Annotated in this window: 14 protein-coding genes; 11 read left to right on the plus strand and 3 right to left on the minus strand. The window is 69.6% G+C overall.

All coding sequences use genetic code 11. The annotated features are described in order from the left end of the window. The first annotated feature begins 2 nt into the window (after positions 1-2). A complete protein-coding gene (locus ASG45_RS07205; protein WP_055834785.1) occupies positions 3-587 on the plus strand; it encodes a hypothetical protein in 585 nt (194 codons plus the stop codon). A gap of 336 nt (positions 588-923) precedes the next feature. Here ASG45_RS07205 and ASG45_RS07210 read toward each other — a convergent pair whose 3' ends face one another. Continuing rightward, on the minus strand, positions 924-2,045 hold the full coding sequence (locus tag ASG45_RS07210; protein ID WP_055834788.1) for an ATP-binding protein: 1,122 nt from the start codon (positions 2,043-2,045) through the stop codon (positions 924-926). Between the two features lie 207 nt (positions 2,046-2,252). Here ASG45_RS07210 and ASG45_RS07215 point away from each other — a divergent pair, with 207 nt between their 5' ends. The 6 genes from ASG45_RS07215 (at position 2,253) to ASG45_RS07240 (ending at position 7,706) form a co-directional block, all read left to right on the plus strand. Continuing rightward, positions 2,253-2,507, plus strand: coding sequence for a DUF6458 family protein (locus ASG45_RS07215; RefSeq protein ID WP_055834791.1), 255 nt, complete (start codon positions 2,253-2,255; stop codon positions 2,505-2,507). 34 nt (positions 2,508-2,541) lie between these two features. Then, entirely contained in the window at positions 2,542-3,666 is a 1,125-nt protein-coding gene (locus ASG45_RS07220) for a serine/threonine-protein kinase (protein WP_055834794.1), read from the plus strand. Beyond that, entirely contained in the window at positions 3,663-4,196 is a 534-nt protein-coding gene (locus ASG45_RS07225; protein WP_055834797.1) for a hypothetical protein, read from the plus strand. Before ASG45_RS07220 ends, ASG45_RS07225 begins: the two co-directional genes overlap by 4 nt. Positions 4,197-4,380: 184 nt before the next feature. After that, positions 4,381-5,190, plus strand: a complete 810-nt coding sequence (locus ASG45_RS07230) for a transglutaminase-like domain-containing protein (RefSeq protein WP_055834802.1) — start codon at positions 4,381-4,383, stop codon at positions 5,188-5,190. Positions 5,191-5,264: 74 nt separating this feature from the next. Beyond that, positions 5,265-6,929: an arginine--tRNA ligase gene (gene argS, locus ASG45_RS07235; protein WP_055834805.1), complete on the plus strand. Its 1,665-nt coding sequence runs from the start codon at positions 5,265-5,267 to the stop codon at positions 6,927-6,929. 3 nt (positions 6,930-6,932) lie between these two features. Then, positions 6,933-7,706 carry an LmeA family phospholipid-binding protein gene (locus ASG45_RS07240; protein WP_055834808.1) on the plus strand — a complete coding sequence of 258 codons (774 nt, stop codon included), beginning with the start codon at positions 6,933-6,935 and terminating at the stop codon, positions 7,704-7,706. 54 nt (positions 7,707-7,760) lie between these two features. On the opposite strand, the gene ASG45_RS07245 is transcribed toward ASG45_RS07240, so the two are convergent. Together ASG45_RS07245 and ASG45_RS07250 are read right to left on the minus strand one after the other, a co-directional pair. Next, positions 7,761-8,870 (minus strand): ATP-binding protein, encoded by a 1,110-nt coding sequence (locus ASG45_RS07245; protein WP_055834812.1) that lies wholly within the window; start codon positions 8,868-8,870, stop codon positions 7,761-7,763. 352 nt (positions 8,871-9,222) lie between these two features. After that, a complete protein-coding gene (locus ASG45_RS07250; RefSeq protein ID WP_156459400.1) occupies positions 9,223-12,027 on the minus strand; it encodes a hypothetical protein in 2,805 nt (934 codons plus the stop codon). Between the two features lie 432 nt (positions 12,028-12,459). On the opposite strand from ASG45_RS07250, the gene lysA reads away from it, so the two are divergent. From lysA to thrB, 4 genes are read left to right on the plus strand one after another with little or no spacing between them, the layout of a single operon-like run. Further along, on the plus strand, positions 12,460-13,890 hold the full coding sequence (lysA, locus tag ASG45_RS07255; RefSeq protein ID WP_082516501.1) for a diaminopimelate decarboxylase: 1,431 nt from the start codon (positions 12,460-12,462) through the stop codon (positions 13,888-13,890). Further along, positions 13,887-15,212, plus strand: a complete 1,326-nt coding sequence (locus ASG45_RS07260) for a homoserine dehydrogenase (RefSeq protein WP_055834822.1) — start codon at positions 13,887-13,889, stop codon at positions 15,210-15,212. Before lysA ends, ASG45_RS07260 begins: the two co-directional genes overlap by 4 nt. Positions 15,213-15,214: 2 nt before the next feature. After that, positions 15,215-16,297, plus strand: coding sequence for a threonine synthase (gene thrC, locus ASG45_RS07265; RefSeq protein ID WP_055834824.1), 1,083 nt, complete (start codon positions 15,215-15,217; stop codon positions 16,295-16,297). Next, positions 16,294-17,226: a homoserine kinase gene (thrB, locus tag ASG45_RS07270; protein ID WP_055834827.1), complete on the plus strand. Its 933-nt coding sequence runs from the start codon at positions 16,294-16,296 to the stop codon at positions 17,224-17,226. Before thrC ends, thrB begins: the two co-directional genes overlap by 4 nt. Positions 17,227-17,347 lie beyond the last annotated feature (121 nt).

The following is a 17,347-nucleotide window of genomic DNA, read 5'->3' on the forward strand; positions in this document are numbered from 1 at the left end:
GCGTGGCGACGACGCTCGACAGAGAGGACATCCTCGACGGGCTCAGGGCCCTCATCGCTGAGCTGCACGACTCACACCAGGTCGCGGGTATCCGGATCGTCGGTGGAGCAGCTCTCGCGCTCCGCTACTTCGACCGTGGCACGACGCAGGATCTCGATTCGCTCCACATCGAGCCGGGAAGTGACGCCGAAGTCGCAGCAGCCGCGGCGAAGGTAGCCCAGTCCCGCGGGTGGGATCCGGGCTGGCTGAACTTCGACGTCGAGAAGGCCGATGCGCTTCCCACGTTCGGTCGTAGATCCGTCGAGTGGGAGACCATCTACGACCACGACGGCATCGTTATCCACGTCGCCGCTCAGGAAGCGATGCTGGCGATGAAGCTGCGCGCCAACCGGCCCGGCCGCGATACGAACGACATCCGGCAGCTTCTACGACTGTGCGACGTCACCACACTCAACGACGCCGAGGAACTCTACGAGGACTTCTACCCGGGGGATGCGCTCTCGGACCGCGCCGTGAATATGGTCGCCGCCATCCTCGAGGGCGGGCTGCCAGACGAGGTCCCCTCGCCGGGGCCGATCGAACTCTAGCGACGCGATCAGGAACACACCTCGATTAGTGCTCCGACGGCAAGGCGATAGTGGTCGAGCGCGGCTCCGTTCCCATGGCTCGCTCTTTTCAGACTTCGCGCTCCGCGCTGCGCTCACCAACCGCACATGCCGGTCGCTGGTCCGATTCCCGTCGGGGGCACGTGTCAGCAGAGGGCCGCGAGTCGTTCAGACTCCGCGGCCCTCTTCTCGTTCACCGACGCGTGCACACCCGGCGACTCACCCGGTCATAAGGCGAATTCACCCGCGTCGGCGGTGAGCGCCATCCGTCGTCGGTCGAGAGTGAATGGCCGCCCGGCGCGGTCGCGCGGCGGGTGCTCAGCCGTGATCGTCGGTGTGGCGCGGCCCCGTGAGCAACCCCACGTCGAGCAGTGAGTCGAGAGTCTGCCGAACCGACGCCCGTGCGTCGCCTTCCTCCGGTGCCCCATGGGTCTCCACGGCGGCGGTGACGAGCTCGTCGAACGAGGCGCCGTCGGCGGCGAGCCACAGGGTGGGGCCGATCCCGTCGAGGAGGTGCACGGTGGTCTGGTCGTCGGGAGCTCTCGTCAGCAGCGCCAGACGCCCGTCGAGCTCGACGGCATCCTGAACCGGTGTCCGACGGAAGGGGTGCACGTCGGTGCGATGGCGATTGTTCCGGGCGAGGGGAACATTCAGCGCGATGGCACCCGGCAGGGCCGCCCGCTCGGTGTCGAACAAGGCTCGCACGAGGGGGAGTACCTCTTCGGCCTCGCGATAGCGCAGGCTGAGCGCGCCTCCCGTCCCCTGGATGTGGTCGATGAGGGTCTGCAGAGGCGCCGTGAGCTCGCCGAGATAGCTGCACTGCGGGGCGAGGGCGGCGACGGCCTCGTCGACGGGGATCTCGACGAGTCGCGGCGGCGCGTCGTCGCTCAGGCGATCGAGAGCCACGATGGCGTGCAGCCGCAGAGGTGCGTCGGGAAGATCCCGCAGCCCCAGGCTGCGCGGAGACAACTGTCGCTTGGCCCGCGCGACATCGTCGATGATCGACAGCGGCTTGCGATAGGCCAGCACCCCGCCCTCTGCGGTGACGCCGACGCTCTCGTCGCTGACGTAGGCGTACTCGCGTGCGAGACGCGACATGAGCGTGGTCTTGCCCATGCCGGACCGACCGGAGAAGAGGATCACCCGGCCCCGGTCATCGGCGATGGCTCCCGCGTGGACCATCCAGAGCCGGCCGCGTCGGGCGGAGAGCGCGGCGTGGGTCACCTGGGTCGTCAGATCGGCGACGGTCGCGTCGAAGTGGAAATGCGGGCGGGGAGCCACCGTGGCGACGGGCGACCGCAGATGCGCCGGGCGAGCGCCCGACCAGGCTTCGCCCAGCAGATCGCGGTCAGACGGGGGGAGTCCTGCGATCGTCATGCGCACGACGACCCCGAGTGCCTCGATGTCGAGATCGGCGTCGGCGGTGGTCGGCACGGACATGAGGCCCTCCCCGTGCCGTTGCGGGGGCGGCACGGCTACCGAGTGTGCGAGGTGGTCGATACCGGCGGTGCCCGCCGAGCGCGATGGTCGACCGGGTGAAGCCGTCGGTGTCCGCGGCCGAATCGCGCGCGCCGGCCCTTTGTCAAGACCGGTCGACGCATTCGTCACCGCTTGCGATGCTGGACCCACCTTGGAAAGGGGTCTGTCATGAGTATCGGAGCCGGCATTGCGCTCTTCGTCATCGGCGCCATCCTCGCATTCGCGGTGAACCTGCCGAACGAATTCGTGGACCTCAGCATGATCGGGTACATCATGATGGGCGCGGGGGCGGTCGTGTTCGTGATCGGGCTCGTGCTGCTGGTTCGCCGCCGTCAGACCGACACCGTCACCCGCACCGAGGCCGCGGGCGGCGCGCAGGTCACCCGTTCCACCACCCGCTCCTCGAACGACGACCTCGTCTGATCGCTCTCGGGGGCATCACCCCGAGGGACCCGCCATGACCGAACCCCCTCCCACCGTCGCCGACGATTCCGCTGTCGGCGGCCTCTTCGACGGTCGGTACCGTCTGGGCCGCGTGCTCGGACAGGGTGGGTACGCCCGCGTGTACGAGGCTGTCGACACGAGTCTCGGGCGCACCGTCGCGCTGAAGGTGATCGACGCGGGCAGCGCCGACCCGTCGGACGCCGCGCGCGTGCGCTCCGAGATCCGCCTGCTCGCCTCACTGTCGCACCCGTCGCTCGTCACGCTCTACGACGCGCGTCTCGCCGCCGAACCGGCCTACCTGTCGATGGAGCTGATCGCCGGCCCGACGCTCAGCGAGCTCATCGCCGTCGGACCCCTCCCCGGCCCCGACGTCGCCCGCACGGGGCGCGAGATCGCCGAGGCGCTCACCGTCATCCACTCCCGCGGCATCGTGCACCGCGACGTCAAGCCGTCGAACATCCTCGTGCGCCCCGCCGCCCACGCGGGCGAGAGCCCTCGCGCGACCCTGGCCGACTTCGGGATCGCGTCGCTGGTGGGAGCGACGCGCCTGACACGCACCGACACCGTCATCGGCACCGCCGCCTACCTCAGCCCCGAGCAGGCGCGGGGCATGCCGGCGGCCCCGCCCAGCGACGTGTACGCCCTCGGGCTCGTGCTGCTCGAGGCGCTGACGGGAACGCGCGCCTTCGCCGGCCGCACGCCGCACGAGGCGCTCGCCGCGCGTCTGGTCGCGGCCCCCGAGATCCCGCCGTCGATCCCCGACCGCTGGCGTACGGTGCTGCAGGACATGACGGCCGTCGACCCGGCGAAGCGACCGGATGCCGCGGGCCTCATCGCCGTGTTGCGCCCCCTGTCCGACCTCGAGACGTCGCCGGCCGCGTCCTCTCCGCGCACCGCGCCGCTGCCCGACGCGACCGCGCCCACGCGCATCCTCGACTCATCCGCCTCGACGTCTCGTCGCCCCTCGCGTCGGCTCGTGATCGTGGCGTCCGTGCTCGCGGTGCTCCTCGCCGCCGGAGCGGTGACGGCGGCCGTCGCCGTGTCGAGCGCGGGATCGAGCGTGCAGCCCGAGCTACCGTCGCTCCCGCAGCCGCTCGATCAGCACGTCGATGACCTCTGGAAGGAAGTCGGTCCATGAGGCGCCGTATCGCTCCCGCCGCCGGTCTCGTGTTGGCTGCGGTCCTGACCCTCTCGGCGTGCACGCCGCCCGCGGCCGAGCCGACCGCATGGCAGTCGACGGTCGAGACGGTCGCCGCGCAGGCGTCCGGCGGTGACTACGCCGCCGCCCTGGCGACGCTCGATGCTCTCGAGGCCGAGGTCACCGCTCGCCGCGACGCCGGAGAACTCGCCCCCGATGAGGCCGAAGCCATCCTCAGCCGCATCGCCACCGTGCGCGCCGACCTCACCTCACTCACGCCGACGCCCACTCCCACGCCGACGCCGGAGCCGGTGCAGACGAGCGAGCCCGTGCAGCAGCCGACCGTGCCGGAAGAAGACGGCTCGAGCGATGACGGCACCGACGACGAGGTCGACCCGGGCGACCAGGGACCGGGCAACGGGCCGTCCGACCAGGCGCCGGGCGGCAACGGCAACGGCAACAACGGCAACGGGAACGGGAAAGACGGCGGCCCCGGCCAAGGCGGCGGATCGGGCAAGAAGGACGGCTGAGTCCGGGTGAAGACCGCGGCGGCGCCGTCCCCGCGTCGGCGGAGGTCTCGAGGGTCGATCACGTCACGATTCCGACCCCGGACGACGACGCCCCATCGTGTCGCGTGGCCGCCGGATGGCATCCACCCATCCGCTTTCGCCGGTCGCGAGCCGTCGTCCCCGTGCGGCGTGCGAGGATGGCCCGGTGCCGCGCCGAGTGACCGCTGAACTCGACCTCGATCTGGGGTCGTCCGTCGACCTGATCTTCCAGATCACCGCCGCCCAGGGGGTGCCCCTCGTGAGCGAGACGCTGACCTTCTCGCAGGGCGATCGCGTGTACACGCCGACCGAGATCGTCGATCAATCGGGCAGCCGCTTGCACCGTCTCACGGGGGAGCAGGGCCCGCTGTCCGTGCGGTACGAAGCGCTGGCGCACGGCCCGTCGCAGAACCCCCGCACGAGCGACCTCGAGACCATCACCTACCTGCGCCCCAGCCGGTACTGCCAGTCCGATGAGGTGTTCGCCCAGGCTCGCCGCCAGTTCCGCGGGCTCACCGGCGCGGAGTTGGTCTCGGCGGTCTCGAACTTCGTGGCGTCCACCGTCACGTACACCCCCGGGCTGAGCCTCGGAACCGACAGCGCGGTCACCACGCTGATGACCGGCCAGGGCGTCTGCCGCGACTACGCGCACGTCGCGATCGCGCTGCTGCGGGCCATGGACATGCCCGCCCGCTACGCCGCGTGCTACGCGCCGGGACTCGAACCGATGGACTTCCACGCCGTCGCCGAGGCGTACCTCGACGGCGCCTGGTACGTGATCGACGCCACCCGCCTCGCCGACCGGCGCTCGCTCGTGCGCATCGCGACCGGACGCGACGCGTCGGACTGCGCGTTCCTGAGCTTCTACGGCGGCTACGTCGGCCTCGATCGCCTGCACGTCGACGCGGTGCTCGAGAACGAGGTCCCGGATGCCGCGATCCCCGACGACCACGAAGCCCTGGTGCAGATCGCCTGAGGCCCCCACGGCCGCGACTCTCGCATCGTGCGCGCGGGGAGCGTGCAGCCGGCTCCGCCTAGAATTGCAGGGCTATGGATCCCGCTGCCCTCTCCGCTGCCCTGCTCGCCGTCATCGCCCCGCTCGCGGAGGCGCGACGAGAGGGCTCTTCGGCGGGGATCACGGCCGCCGACCTTCCGCTCGAGCGCCCGAAGAACCGTGACCACGGCGACTGGGCCTCCAACGCCGCGATGAAGCTGTCGAAGGTCGTCGGCGCCAACCCGCGGGAGTTCGCCGCCGACATCGCCGCGGGTCTCGAGGCCGTCGACGGAATCGCCAGCGTCGAGGTCGCCGGTCCCGGCTTCATCAACATCCGCCTCGACGCGGCCGCCGCGGGTGCGCTCGCCAAGACGATCGTCGACCAGGGCGCGGCCTTCGGGACCAACGACTCCCGCGCCGACGAGATCATCAACCTCGAGTTCGTCAGCGCCAACCCCACCGGGCCCATCCACCTCGGCGGCACGCGGTGGGCCGCCGCCGGCGACGCCCTCGCCCGCATGCTGTCGGCGCAGGGCGCCCAGGTGACGCGCGAGTACTACTTCAACGACCACGGCGCGCAGATCGACCGCTTCGCCCGCAGCCTCGTCGCCGCCCATCAGGGCGACCCGACGCCCGAAGACGGCTATGGCGGCGCCTACATCGGCGACATCGCGCAGCGCGTGGTCGAGGCGTACGACGGTGACATCGACGCCCTCGACGCCGAGGCCAAGCAAGAGGCCTTCCGCGAGCTCGGCGTCAACCTGATGTTCGGCGAGATCAAGCAGTCGCTGCACGAGTTCGGCGTCGACTTCGACGTGTACTTCCACGAGAACGACCTGCACGACTCGGGCGCCGTCGAGCGCGCGGTCGCTCGCCTGCGCGAACTCGGCCACATCTTCGAAGCCGACGGGGCGACCTGGCTGCGGTCGACCGAGTTCGGCGACGACAAAGACCGCGTCATCATCAAGTCCGACGGGCAGCCCGCCTACATCTCGGGCGATCTGGCGTACTACCTCGACAAGCGCGAGCGCGGCTTCAACCGCTGCATCATCATGCTCGGTGCCGATCACCACGGCTACGTCCAGCGCCTGATGGCGATGTGCGCGGCCTTCGGCGACGAGCCGAACGTCAACCTCCAGGTGCTCATCGGTCAGATGGTGAACCTCGTGCGCGACGGTCAGCCCATGCGCATGTCCAAGCGCGCCGGCACCGTGGTCACCCTCGAAGACCTCGTCGAGATCGTCGGGGTGGATGCCGCCCGCTACGCCCTCACACGCAGCTCGGCCGACTCGAACCTTGACATCGACCTCGACGTGCTGCAGAAGCGCACGAACGACAACCCGGTCTTCTACGTGCAGTACGCGCACGCCCGTACGCACAACGTGGCGCGCAACGCCGCGGCATCCGGGGTCGACCGCTCCGAGTTCGCGCCCGAGCTGCTCGACCACGAGACCGAGTCGGCTCTGCTGGGCGCTCTGCAGGAGTTCCCGCGCATCGTGTCGTTCGCCGCCGAGGTGCGCGAGCCGCACCGCGTCGCGCGCTACCTCGAGGAGCTCGCGGGTCTCTATCACCGCTGGTACGACAACTGCCGCGTCATCCCGCTGGGCGACGCGCCCGTCGAGTCGGTGCACCGCACGCGCCTGTGGCTGAACGACGCCACCGGCCAGGTGCTGCGCAACGGTCTGACGCTGCTGGGCGTCAGTGCTCCGGAGCGGATGTAAGCGATGACGGATGCCACGACGCCCCGCCGTCGGCCCCGTCGCCGGATCGCGGTGATCGTGGTGGTCATCGTGCTGCTGGTGGCGGCCGTGGTCGCAGCGGAGTTCATCGCGCGCTCGGTCGTGACCGGGACGGTGCGCTCGCTCGTGGTCGAGAACGTCGGCCTCCCCGACGACCAAGACGTCGATGTACAGGTGGGCGGTGGCCTGGTGCTGCCGCAGGTGCTCGGCGGACGACTGTCCGAGGTCACCGTCGCCTCGGACGACGTCGAACTCGGTCCGCTCGCCGGCGACGTGTTCGTCGAGCTGCGTGGCGTTCCCGTGTCGGGAGACTCCGCCGCGGACGGCGGAGTGGCATCTGTCCGGCTCGATCAGAATCAGCTGCGGTCTCTGCTCGGTCAGATACCCGACATCCCCGCGGGGACGGTGACGGTCGCCGCTCCCGACGTCACCTTCGAGACGTCGCTGTCGCTGTTCGGGATCGCGATCCCCGTCGGCGTCGCCGTGACTCCCGGTGCCGCCGACGGCGACCTCACCCTCACGCCCGCGTCGTTCGCGGTGGCGGGCAACGCGCTGGATGCCGACACGCTCCGTGGCCAGTTCGGGGGCGTCGCCGACGGGTTGCTCCAGACGTCGACCCTCTGTATCGCCGATCGTCTGCCCGCGGGGCTCACCCTCACGTCGGCGACGGTGCAGGGACAAGACCTGGTCGCCACTTTCGACATCGCGGGTGGCATCCTCAACGACGCGGCTCTTCAGAGCGATGGCACCTGCGGCTGAGTCGACCGGCCGATCGGCCCGTCACGGTCAATAGACCCGCCTGGTCGGCCGCCGTCACCCGTCGAGAGAGATGGTCGGCCCGGTCACGAGGCCGGCGAGACGCATCTGTTCGATCGCGATCGAGACCGCCGCGCGCGCGTCGGCGACGGCGGCGTCCGCGTGTGACCGGCGGGCGACCTCGGTCAACGTCTCGAGGTGCGCGTTCTCGGACGCGCGCCATAGGGCGGGGCCGATCCCGTCGAGGATGTACAGCTTGCTCTCGTTGTCGCCCGCGCGCAGGACGAGCATGCGGCCGTCGTCGAGTTCCACGGCATCGATGACCGACGTGCGCGTATACACGTCGGTGGCCGCGGGCGCGGCGGGAAGGTTCGTCACGCCCGCTCCTCTCATCGGCGCAGGGCGCGGGGGCCTTGGGGCGAACAGGTCGTGAATGAGGTTTTCCACCTCGGCACCGTCGCGGTAGCTCATCCGCATGGCGCCGCCGACGGCGGCCAGATGAGCACGCACCGTCGTCAGAGGATGGGGGATCTCAGCGAGGTAGCTGCTTTGGGGTGAGAGGGCGCTGAGCGCCTCGGCATCGTCGAGTATCTCGATGCCGGGATGCGCGTCGTCGCGTCGATCGAGCACCACCACCGCGTGCAGTCGTAACGGGTGGAAGGGCAGGCGCCCGAGCCCGAGCGACGTAGGGGAGCGTTGCGTTTTGGTGAGCCCTCGGGGCGTGATGATCGAGAGCGGCTTGCGGTACGGCAAAACCGAGAGGTCGGGAGCGATCCCCACGCTCTCATCGGTCACGTAGGCATAGTTACGTGCCAGTCGCGTCATCAGAGTCGTCTTGCCCATTCCCGACGGTCCGGCGAACAAGACGACCCGTCCGTCGCGGTCGGCGATCGCACCCGCGTGCACCATCCACAGCGCACCGCGCTGAGCGGCGAGGGCCGCGAGCGTCACCCGCGTCGACAGGTCGGCGAATGCCAGGTCGGGTGGCTCGGTGAGCTGCAGAGTCACCCGCTCCACGGGCGCGGTCGGCACGCCGGTGGTGCGGGCGTCCGACCAGATCTCGCGGAATACCGTGCGGTCGTCGGGTGCGAGGGCCTCCACGTCGATACGCACGGTCACCCCGAGGGCATCGACGTCGAGATGGTGGTCGATGGTCAGCGGGTCCATGGAGGGGGGAGTCCTTCTGGTGTCGTGGCGACGCACGGCGGGGTTCGATCGTCGAGGCGGAGAGTCGCGTGCGGCCATTTCGTTCGGGGCGACTCCGGGGGCGGCGGGTGATGGGCGTGGAGGGATGACGCCGCGCTCGTCACCGGAGAAGCGCGGCGGGGCCGGGTTATCCCGGACCCTCGCCGCACTTTGTGTCTGACGGGCGTGGCTACGACGTGATGACGAGCTGGTCGCGGTGATAAACGGCTGAAGACACGGGTGGCATCCCGGGCTCGGACCTTGTTTGTGCGTCCGGAAGTCGATGACGAGGTGCGCGCTTTCGACTGCCGGACGCACGTCCTGCGGGCCGTGATCAGCTAGACGTGGTTACTATGCGGATGCCTTGCCTGCCGGCGCGGGCGTGGTAAACGGTGGTCATCTTCTGGATGGGGCGGGGGACGGCGACGGTGGTGCCGGTTGTGTTGCTGTTGTTGTTGGCGCTGGCTCCGCGGTACCAGAGTGTCCCGTCGCCTTGGAGGGCGTAGAGCGAGGCGTAGGTAGCGGAGATGTGGGTGGGGTTGGTGGGCCCGGTGACCTGGACGGGTGTTGTGAGGTTGGTTTGGCCGCTGTTGTCGACTTGTTGACGGTGGTTCTTGCCCCATCCCCAGACGGTGCCGTTGCTCGCGCGGGCGTATCCGGTGGCTTCGGGGTAGCTGTCGCCGGTGCCGGCGGTGATCTCGACGATGTTGGAAAGCCCGGGGATCTGAATGGGGAGGCTGGCGCTGTTGGTGGTGCCGTCGCAGAGTTGTCCGTCGGCGTTGCCGCCCCATCCCCAGACTGTCCCGTCGGCTTTCAGCCCGATGAATCCGTATCCGAATGAGTTGGCAAGGGAGGTGAAGCCGTCAAGCGCCGTCACTCGCGTCGGTGTGGAGAGCTCGACCGTGTTGCCCATGGCAAGCAGCCCGTTGCCGTTCCATCCCCACGCCCACCAGGTGCCATCGTTCTTCTGGACGATGCAGCTGGTGCTTTCGGCTCTGTAGAAGGCCTTCACCCCGCTCAGGCCAGCGACCTTGGCCGGTGACAGACGGTTCTGCGCGAGCGGCTCACCCAGGAGACTGAAACGTGACTCGCCCCATGACCAGAAGTCGCCATTCTGATCGACCGCATACGAAGACCACCCCTCCGTCCAGATGGAGGCAATCGCGGGTAGTCCGGGGATTTGGGTCCACGTCGACCGGCTGGATTGGTCGCCCATGCCCAGTTGTCCGGCATCGTTGTGTCCTACTGCCCAGACGGTGCCGTCGGCCAACAGTGCCAACGAAGTGCTCCCGTTGAGGCCGGACACCGTCACATCGATGACCGGTGACGGGAACACGGTGGCGGTCTGTCGCACGGTAGAGATGTGCTCTTCGCCAGCGCCCGGCGCCTTCCCGAGTACTTGGCCGCGATCGTTGGACCCCGTCCCCGCAAGATTCGCCCCCAACACCGTGAAGGTGTCGGAGCTGGTGCCCGTGTCATCGCCGGCGGTGACACGGACGACGGCGCCGGGAGACGTCCAGACGTCAGGGGTGATGGTGGTCTGGAACACGCCGGACGGGCTCGTCGTCCCCGAGGCCGCGGCCAGGGCGCCTGCGGTGGTGGTGAGCGTGACGGTGGCGCCAGCCACCCCGGAGGATCCGGCCGCGACCCTGGTTACGACGGTGCCCGCGGTGCCAGCGGCAACCTGCGCCTGCGTGACATCCACCGACACTGTCGTCTCCGAGGTGATGGGGCCGATGCGATTGCTGTAGGCGCCTTCGTTGATGGTGGGTAGGCGGGTGATGGGGCGAGGGGGTGTCCACGGGGTGGGTGTGGAGGCTCCGCGGCCCCAGGTGAGGAGGGAGCCGTCGTTCTTCAGGGCGTAGACGCCGGCAACGGGACCGCAGATGACTTGTGCGACGTTGGACACTCCGGCGATCTTGATAGGAGTCAAGCTGTGGGTGGTCGTTCCGTTGCCGTAGGCGCCTGTTGAGTTGTCGCCCCAAACCCAGGCGGCGCCGGTGGCGTCGATGGCGAAGATCACAAACGCGCCCCAGCTGACGGCCATCAGGTGGGCCGTGACCGATGTGACGTTCGTCGGGCTCACGAGTTTGATCGGGGCAAGTTGCGTGGTCGTCGTTCCGTCACCGATGTAACCGGCTTCGCCTTCACCCCATGACCAGACGCTGCCATCGCTCTTGACAAGAAGCCCGCCCCGCCATCTGCCCGCTACGTCGACGACGTCTGTTCCGCCGACGACTTGGGTGAGCGGGATAGGGGTTGTCGTGGTGCCCACTCCCGCCTTGCCGGCGTTGTTTTGTCCTTGTGCCCACAACGTCTTATCGGACTTCAGCGCGTACAAGGCTCCCGACGAGGCGGCGATCTTGATGACGTTGGACAGGCCGCCGATTTGCACCGGGGTGTCCTGATTGATCCCCGTTTGGTCGATTTGGCCGGTTCGGTTATCGCCCCACGCCCAGACGGTTCCATCGTCCTTGAGCACATAGAACGTCCCCGTGTAGGCGCTGGAAGCAGCGATGTCGAGGGCGCCGGAGATCCCCTGGACTTTCACGAAGGGGTCGTTACTGTTGGTCCCTCGTACCCATAATGTTCCGTCGCGCAGAACGACGAGCTCGTTGAACGGTCCCGTGCCCGTGCGCACGATGGGAGACGTGAACTGCGTCGGGGCCTGTGTGACGCCGATGCCATCTGTGAGCAACATGTTCGCCCCCAACACCGTGAAAGTGGCAGACCCCGAGCCGGATTCCGAGACCGCCGTGATGAGCGCCGAGGAGCCGGGGGTCGCCCATGGCTTGTTCAATCGGAAGCTCGTGGCAAATGTTCCCGCGCCGTCGGTGACGCCGTCAGCTGGGGTGAATGTCGACTGGCTCGGGCCGACGAGCGAAATGGGGCGACCAGTGAGGGGAGTCCCGTTCGGGGCGAGCACCGTCACCGTGACCGGCACCGATCCGCTCGCGGGAACGGCGCCAGAGGGCGTCGTGATGGTGATCGTGCGTGCTTCGGAGGCGGCCGCGTACGCCGGAGCAGCGGAAAGCATCGTGACGGCCGGGACGGCGATCAGACCGGCTCCGACCACCGCGCGACGTGAGGGCTGAGAGCTACCGGGGGGGGAAGTGACGGACTTGGAATGAACGACCATGGCGACTCCTCGAGGGGGTGAACGGCGAAACTGCGTACAGGACGCGAGCGATGCGATGAGTTGTCCACGCTTCCTCCTCAGACCAGGATCACCCGCATACCTCAGGTGGTATTCACCCGCCTGTACGCCAGATATGGTCCGGAGTCTTGCGTCCGATCGGTGCGACGCCGAGTCGGGTAAAGCGTCCCGGGTCGGATGGAGTATCGCGATGTAACGCTTCCGGGTGGCCTCCGTACGGGGCCTCACCGATCCGCTCGCCATCACCCGGTTCTCGCGCGGGCGTTTCTCGCTCGGCTCGCACGCCGGCGATCGCGTGAGGGTTCACACGCGTGTGCCCTAGACTGCAGGGACTACCCGCCGCGTGACTCTCCGCGCGGGTGGGCGCCGTGATCCGCGGCCGTCGCGTCGCCGCAAAACCCGATTGGTTCTCCTGTGTCCGCCTCGCACTCCGCGCTCGTGCCCGAGTGGCTCACCGCCCCGGCGGAAGCGAATGAACTCGTTGCCCCCGTCTGGCCGTCGTCCGCTCACCGCGTCGATGACGGTTCCGTCGAGATCGGCGGCGTCTCGGTCTTCGACCTCCGTGACCGCTTCGGCACCCCGCTCTACGTCCTCGACGAGAACGAGGTGCGTGCCCACGCGCGGCGCGCGCGCGAGGCGTTCGAGGCCGCGGCGGCTCGTCATGGCATCCGGGCTCGCGTCTACTACGCGGGCAAGGCGTTCCTGTCGACCGAGGTCGTGCGCTGGGTGGTCGACGAGGGACTCGCGGTCGACGTCTGCACGCGCGGTGAGCTCGAGGTGGCCCTGGCCGGCGGTGCCGATCCCGCGCGACTGGGGCTCCACGGCAACAACAAAAGCGTGGGTGAACTCGAGCGCGCGGTCGAGGTCGGTGTCGGCTCGGTCGTCGTCGACAGCCCCATCGAGATCGAGCGTCTCGCTGCCCTCGCCGACCGTCGCGGTGCGGTGCAGTCGGTGCTCGTGCGCGTGCGCACCGGCGTGCACGCTGAGACCCATGCCTTCCTCGCCACCGCGCACGAAGACCAGAAGTTCGGTTTCTCGCTCGAGGGCGCGGCCGACGCGGTCGCCCGCATCCGCGAGCTTCCCAGCCTGCGCTTCGTGGGCCTGCACGCGCACATCGGCTCGCAGATCTTCGACTCCTCCGGCTTCCGCGAATCCGCCGCCCGCCTGGTCGACCTGCACGCCGACCTGCTCGCCGGGGGAGAGATCCCCCTGCTGAACGTCGGCGGCGGCTTCGGCATCTCGTACACCTCGGTCGACGACCCGAAGCCCCTCGAAGCGATTGCCGACGGCATCCTCGACGCCATCGCCGACGAGTGCGCGGTGCGCGGCATCCCCATGCCCGACGTCGCGTGCGAACCCGGACGCATCATCGTCGGTCAGGCCGGCGTCACCCTGTACGAGGTCGGCACCGTGAAGACCGTCACCGCGGGCGAGAACCTCGACCGCACCTACGTCAGCGTCGACGGCGGCATGAGCGACAACGCCCGCCCGGCGCTCTACGGCGCCGATTTCTCTGCCCGCATCGTCTCGCGCAGCAGCCCCGAGACCCCGGTGCTGTCGCGCGTCGTCGGGCGGCACTGCGAATCGGGCGACATCGTCGTGGATGCTGAATACCTCCCGGGCGACGTCACCCCGGGCGATCTGCTCGCCGTGCCCGCGACCGGCGCCTACTGCTTCTCGCTCGCGAGCAACTACAACTACACGCCGCGTCCGCCCGTCGTCGCCGTGCGCGACGGAGCCGCCCGCGTGATCGTGCGCGGCGAGAGCATCGACGACCTCCTCTCTCGCGACGTCGGCGTTCCGGCATCCACCCTGATCGACACACCCCACGGAGACACCGAATGACCGACTACCGCACGCTCCGCGTGGCGCTCCTCGGCGCCGGCGCCGTCGGCTCGCAGGTCGCCGACCTGCTGCTCAAGCACGGCGACGAGCTCGCCGACCGCGCGGGCGCCAAGCTCGAACTCGCCGGCATCGCCGTGCGCAACCTCGACGCCAAGCGCGAGGCCGACCTGCCCCGCGAACTCTTCACCACCGATGCCGAGACGCTCATCGTCGGCTCCGACATCGTCATCGAGCTGATGGGCGGCATCGAGCCGGCCCGTACCCAGGTGCTGCACGCGATCGCCTCGGGAGCCGACGTGGTCACCGCCAACAAGGCGCTGCTCGCGACCCACGGCTCCGAGGTGTTCGAGGCCGCCGACCAGGTCGGCGCCGAGGTGTACTACGAAGCGGCCGCCGCCGGCGCGATCCCGATCATCCGACCGCTGCGCGACTCGCTCGCCGGCGACCGCGTCGTGCGCATCATGGGCATCGTCAACGGAACGACGAACTACATCCTCGACCGCATGGACACCGAGGGCGCCGACTTTGCCGACGTGCTCGCCCAGGCGCAGGCGCTCGGCTACGCCGAAGCCGACCCCACCGCCGATGTGGAGGGCTACGACGCAGCCCAGAAGGCCGCGATCCTCGCGAGTCTCGCCTTCCACACCACCGTGCCGCTGGATGCCGTGTACCGCGAAGGCATCACCTCGGTCGACGCCGCGATGATCGAATCGGCGCGTCACGCCGGCTACGTCATCAAGCTGCTCGCCGTGTGCGAGCGTCTCGCCGCCGAAGAGGGCGGCACCGAGTCGATCTCGGTGCGCGTGTACCCGGCGCTGGTCGACCGCAGCCACCCCCTCGCGAGCGTGCACGGCGCGAACAACGCCGTCTTCGTGCAGGCCGAAGCCGCCGGCGACCTCATGTTCTACGGCGCGGGCGCCGGTGGCGTGCAGACCGCGTCGGCCGTGCTCGGTGACGTCGTGTCGGCCGCGCGCCGCCACATCGCCGGGGGAGTGGGCGTGGGCGAATCGACCCGCGCGAATCTCCCCGCCGTGCCGATCGGTCACGTCATCACGCGGTACCAGATCACGCTCGAAGTCGATGACAAGCCGGGCGTGCTCGCCACCGTCGCCGGCATCCTGAGCGAGGGTCGCGTGTCGATCGCCACGGTCGAGCAGACCGTCATCGAGGCCGACGAGAACACTCAGACCGGCGGCTCCGCCCGTCTGGTCATCGGAACACACAAGGCCCGCGAGCAGGACCTGAGCGAGACCGTCGAGCGTCTCGCCGCGAGCGGCGTCGTCGAGCGCGTGGTCTCCGTGCTGCGCGTGGAAGGGAACTGAACATGGCACACCTCTGGCGCGGAGTCCTCCGCGAATACGCCGACCGTCTGGGCGTCACCGACGCCTCCACCGTCGTCACCCTCGGCGAGGGCGGCACGCCGCTCCTGCCCGCCCCGTCGCTGTCGCGCCGCACGGGCGCCGACGTCTGGGTGAAGTTCGAGGGGATGAACCCCACCGGCTCCTTCAAGGACCGCGGCATGACGGTCGCCCTCTCGCGCGCCGTCGAGCACGGCGCCAAGGCCGTCATCTGCGCCTCGACCGGCAACACCTCGGCGTCGGCGGCCGCCTACGCCGCGCACGCCGGCATCACCGCCGCGGTGCTCGTGCCCGAGGGCAAGATCGCCATGGGCAAGCTGAGCCAGGCCGTCGCGCACAACGGCCGCCTCATCCAGATCCGCGGCAACTTCGACGACTGCCTCGAGATCGCCCGCGAGCTGGCCGACCACTACCCGGTGCACCTCGTGAACTCGGTCAACCCCGACCGCATCGAGGGGCAGAAGACCGCCGCCTACGAGGTCGTCGAGGTTCTGGGCGACGCCCCCGACTTCCACTTCATCCCCGTTGGCAACGCGGGCAACTACACCGCCTACTCGCGCGGCTACCGCGAAGAGGCCGCCCGCGGCGCCGCCACGACCGTGCCCCGCATGTTCGGCTTCCAGGCCGCCGGCTCCGCCCCGCTCGTGCGCGGCGAGGTCGTGAAGAACCCCGAGACGATCGCCAGCGCCATCCGCATCGGCAACCCCGCCTCGTGGGATCTCGCCCTCGAAGCGCGCGACGCCACCGACGGCTGGTTCGGCGCGATCGACGATGCCCGCATCCTCGAAGCGCAGAAGATCCTGGCCGGCGAGGTCGGCATCTTCGTCGAGCCCGCCTCGGCGATCAGCGTCGCCGGACTGCTCGACCGGGCCGAGGCCGGGGTCATCTCCGCCGGCGCCAAGGTCGTCCTCACGGTCACCGGGCACGGACTCAAGGACCCGCAGTGGGCCCTCCGTCAGCCCGACGGCACCGACGTGCAGCCCACCGTCGTCGACGCCACCACCTCGGAGGTGGCATCCGTCCTGGACCTGCGGCCGGTGAGCGCGTGACCGCAGGCCCCGGCCGTCGGGTCGCGGTCCGCGTTCCCGCCACCAGCGCGAACCTCGGACCCGGCTTCGACACGCTCGGCCTCGCGCTCAGCGTGTACGACGAGCTCGTCGTCGAGCAGCTCGACGGCGACCGCCTCGAGATCGAGGTCGAGGGCGAGGGCGTCGCCGACGTCCCGCGCGACGCCTCGCACCTCGTCGTGCGGGCCATGGCCCACACCTACGCCTCCGTCGGGCGCGCCCTGCCGGGGCTGCGACTGACGGCGCGCAACGTCATCCCGCACGGGCGCGGCATGGGATCGTCGGGGGCCGCCGTGGTCGCCGGCATCCTCGCCGCGAAGGGGCTGCTCGAGGGCGACGCCGACTTCAGCGACGTCGACCTGCTGCGCCTGGCCACCGAGCTCGAGGGGCACCCCGACAACGTCGCGCCGGGCCTCTTCGGCGGGCTCACCATCGCGTGGATGGATGCCGCGGGCCCGCAGCACAAGCAGCTCATCGTGCACCGCGGAGTGTCGCCCCTGGTGTTCGTGCCGAGCTTCACCATGTCGACCGCCGTCGCCCGCAGTCTGCAGCCGCTGCAGGTGCCCCGCGAGGACGCCGTGTTCAACGTCTCTCGCTCGGCGCTGCTCATCGCCGCGATGACGCAGAGCCCCGAACTGCTCATGGCCGCCACCGAAGACAAGCTGCACCAGAACTACCGCGCGCAGGCCATGCCCGAAACCGACCGCCTCGTGCGGGCGTTGCGGGCAGAGGGCTACGCCGCGGTCGTGTCGGGTGCGGGGCCCAGCGTGCTCGTGCTCGCCGACGGTCCCGGACAGCGACTCGCCGCGGCGGATCTTATGGCATCCGTGGTCGACACCCCGTGGCAGGCGCTCATGCTCGCCGTCGACGTCAAGGGTGGTACAGTGAAAAACGCAGAGGGTTCCGCGTAACTTCGCGAATCTGAGCCTCTGCACCACCTGCGAAATCCGCAACACATCGCGAACCCGGTATCGGCTGCAGTCTCCCGAACCGCTGGTGTCTCTTCGTCTGCGTTCTGCACGGCGAAGCGCG

It is taken from the genome of Microbacterium sp. Leaf436, assembly GCF_001424715.1.
Classification (GTDB): domain Bacteria; phylum Actinomycetota; class Actinomycetes; order Actinomycetales; family Microbacteriaceae; genus Microbacterium.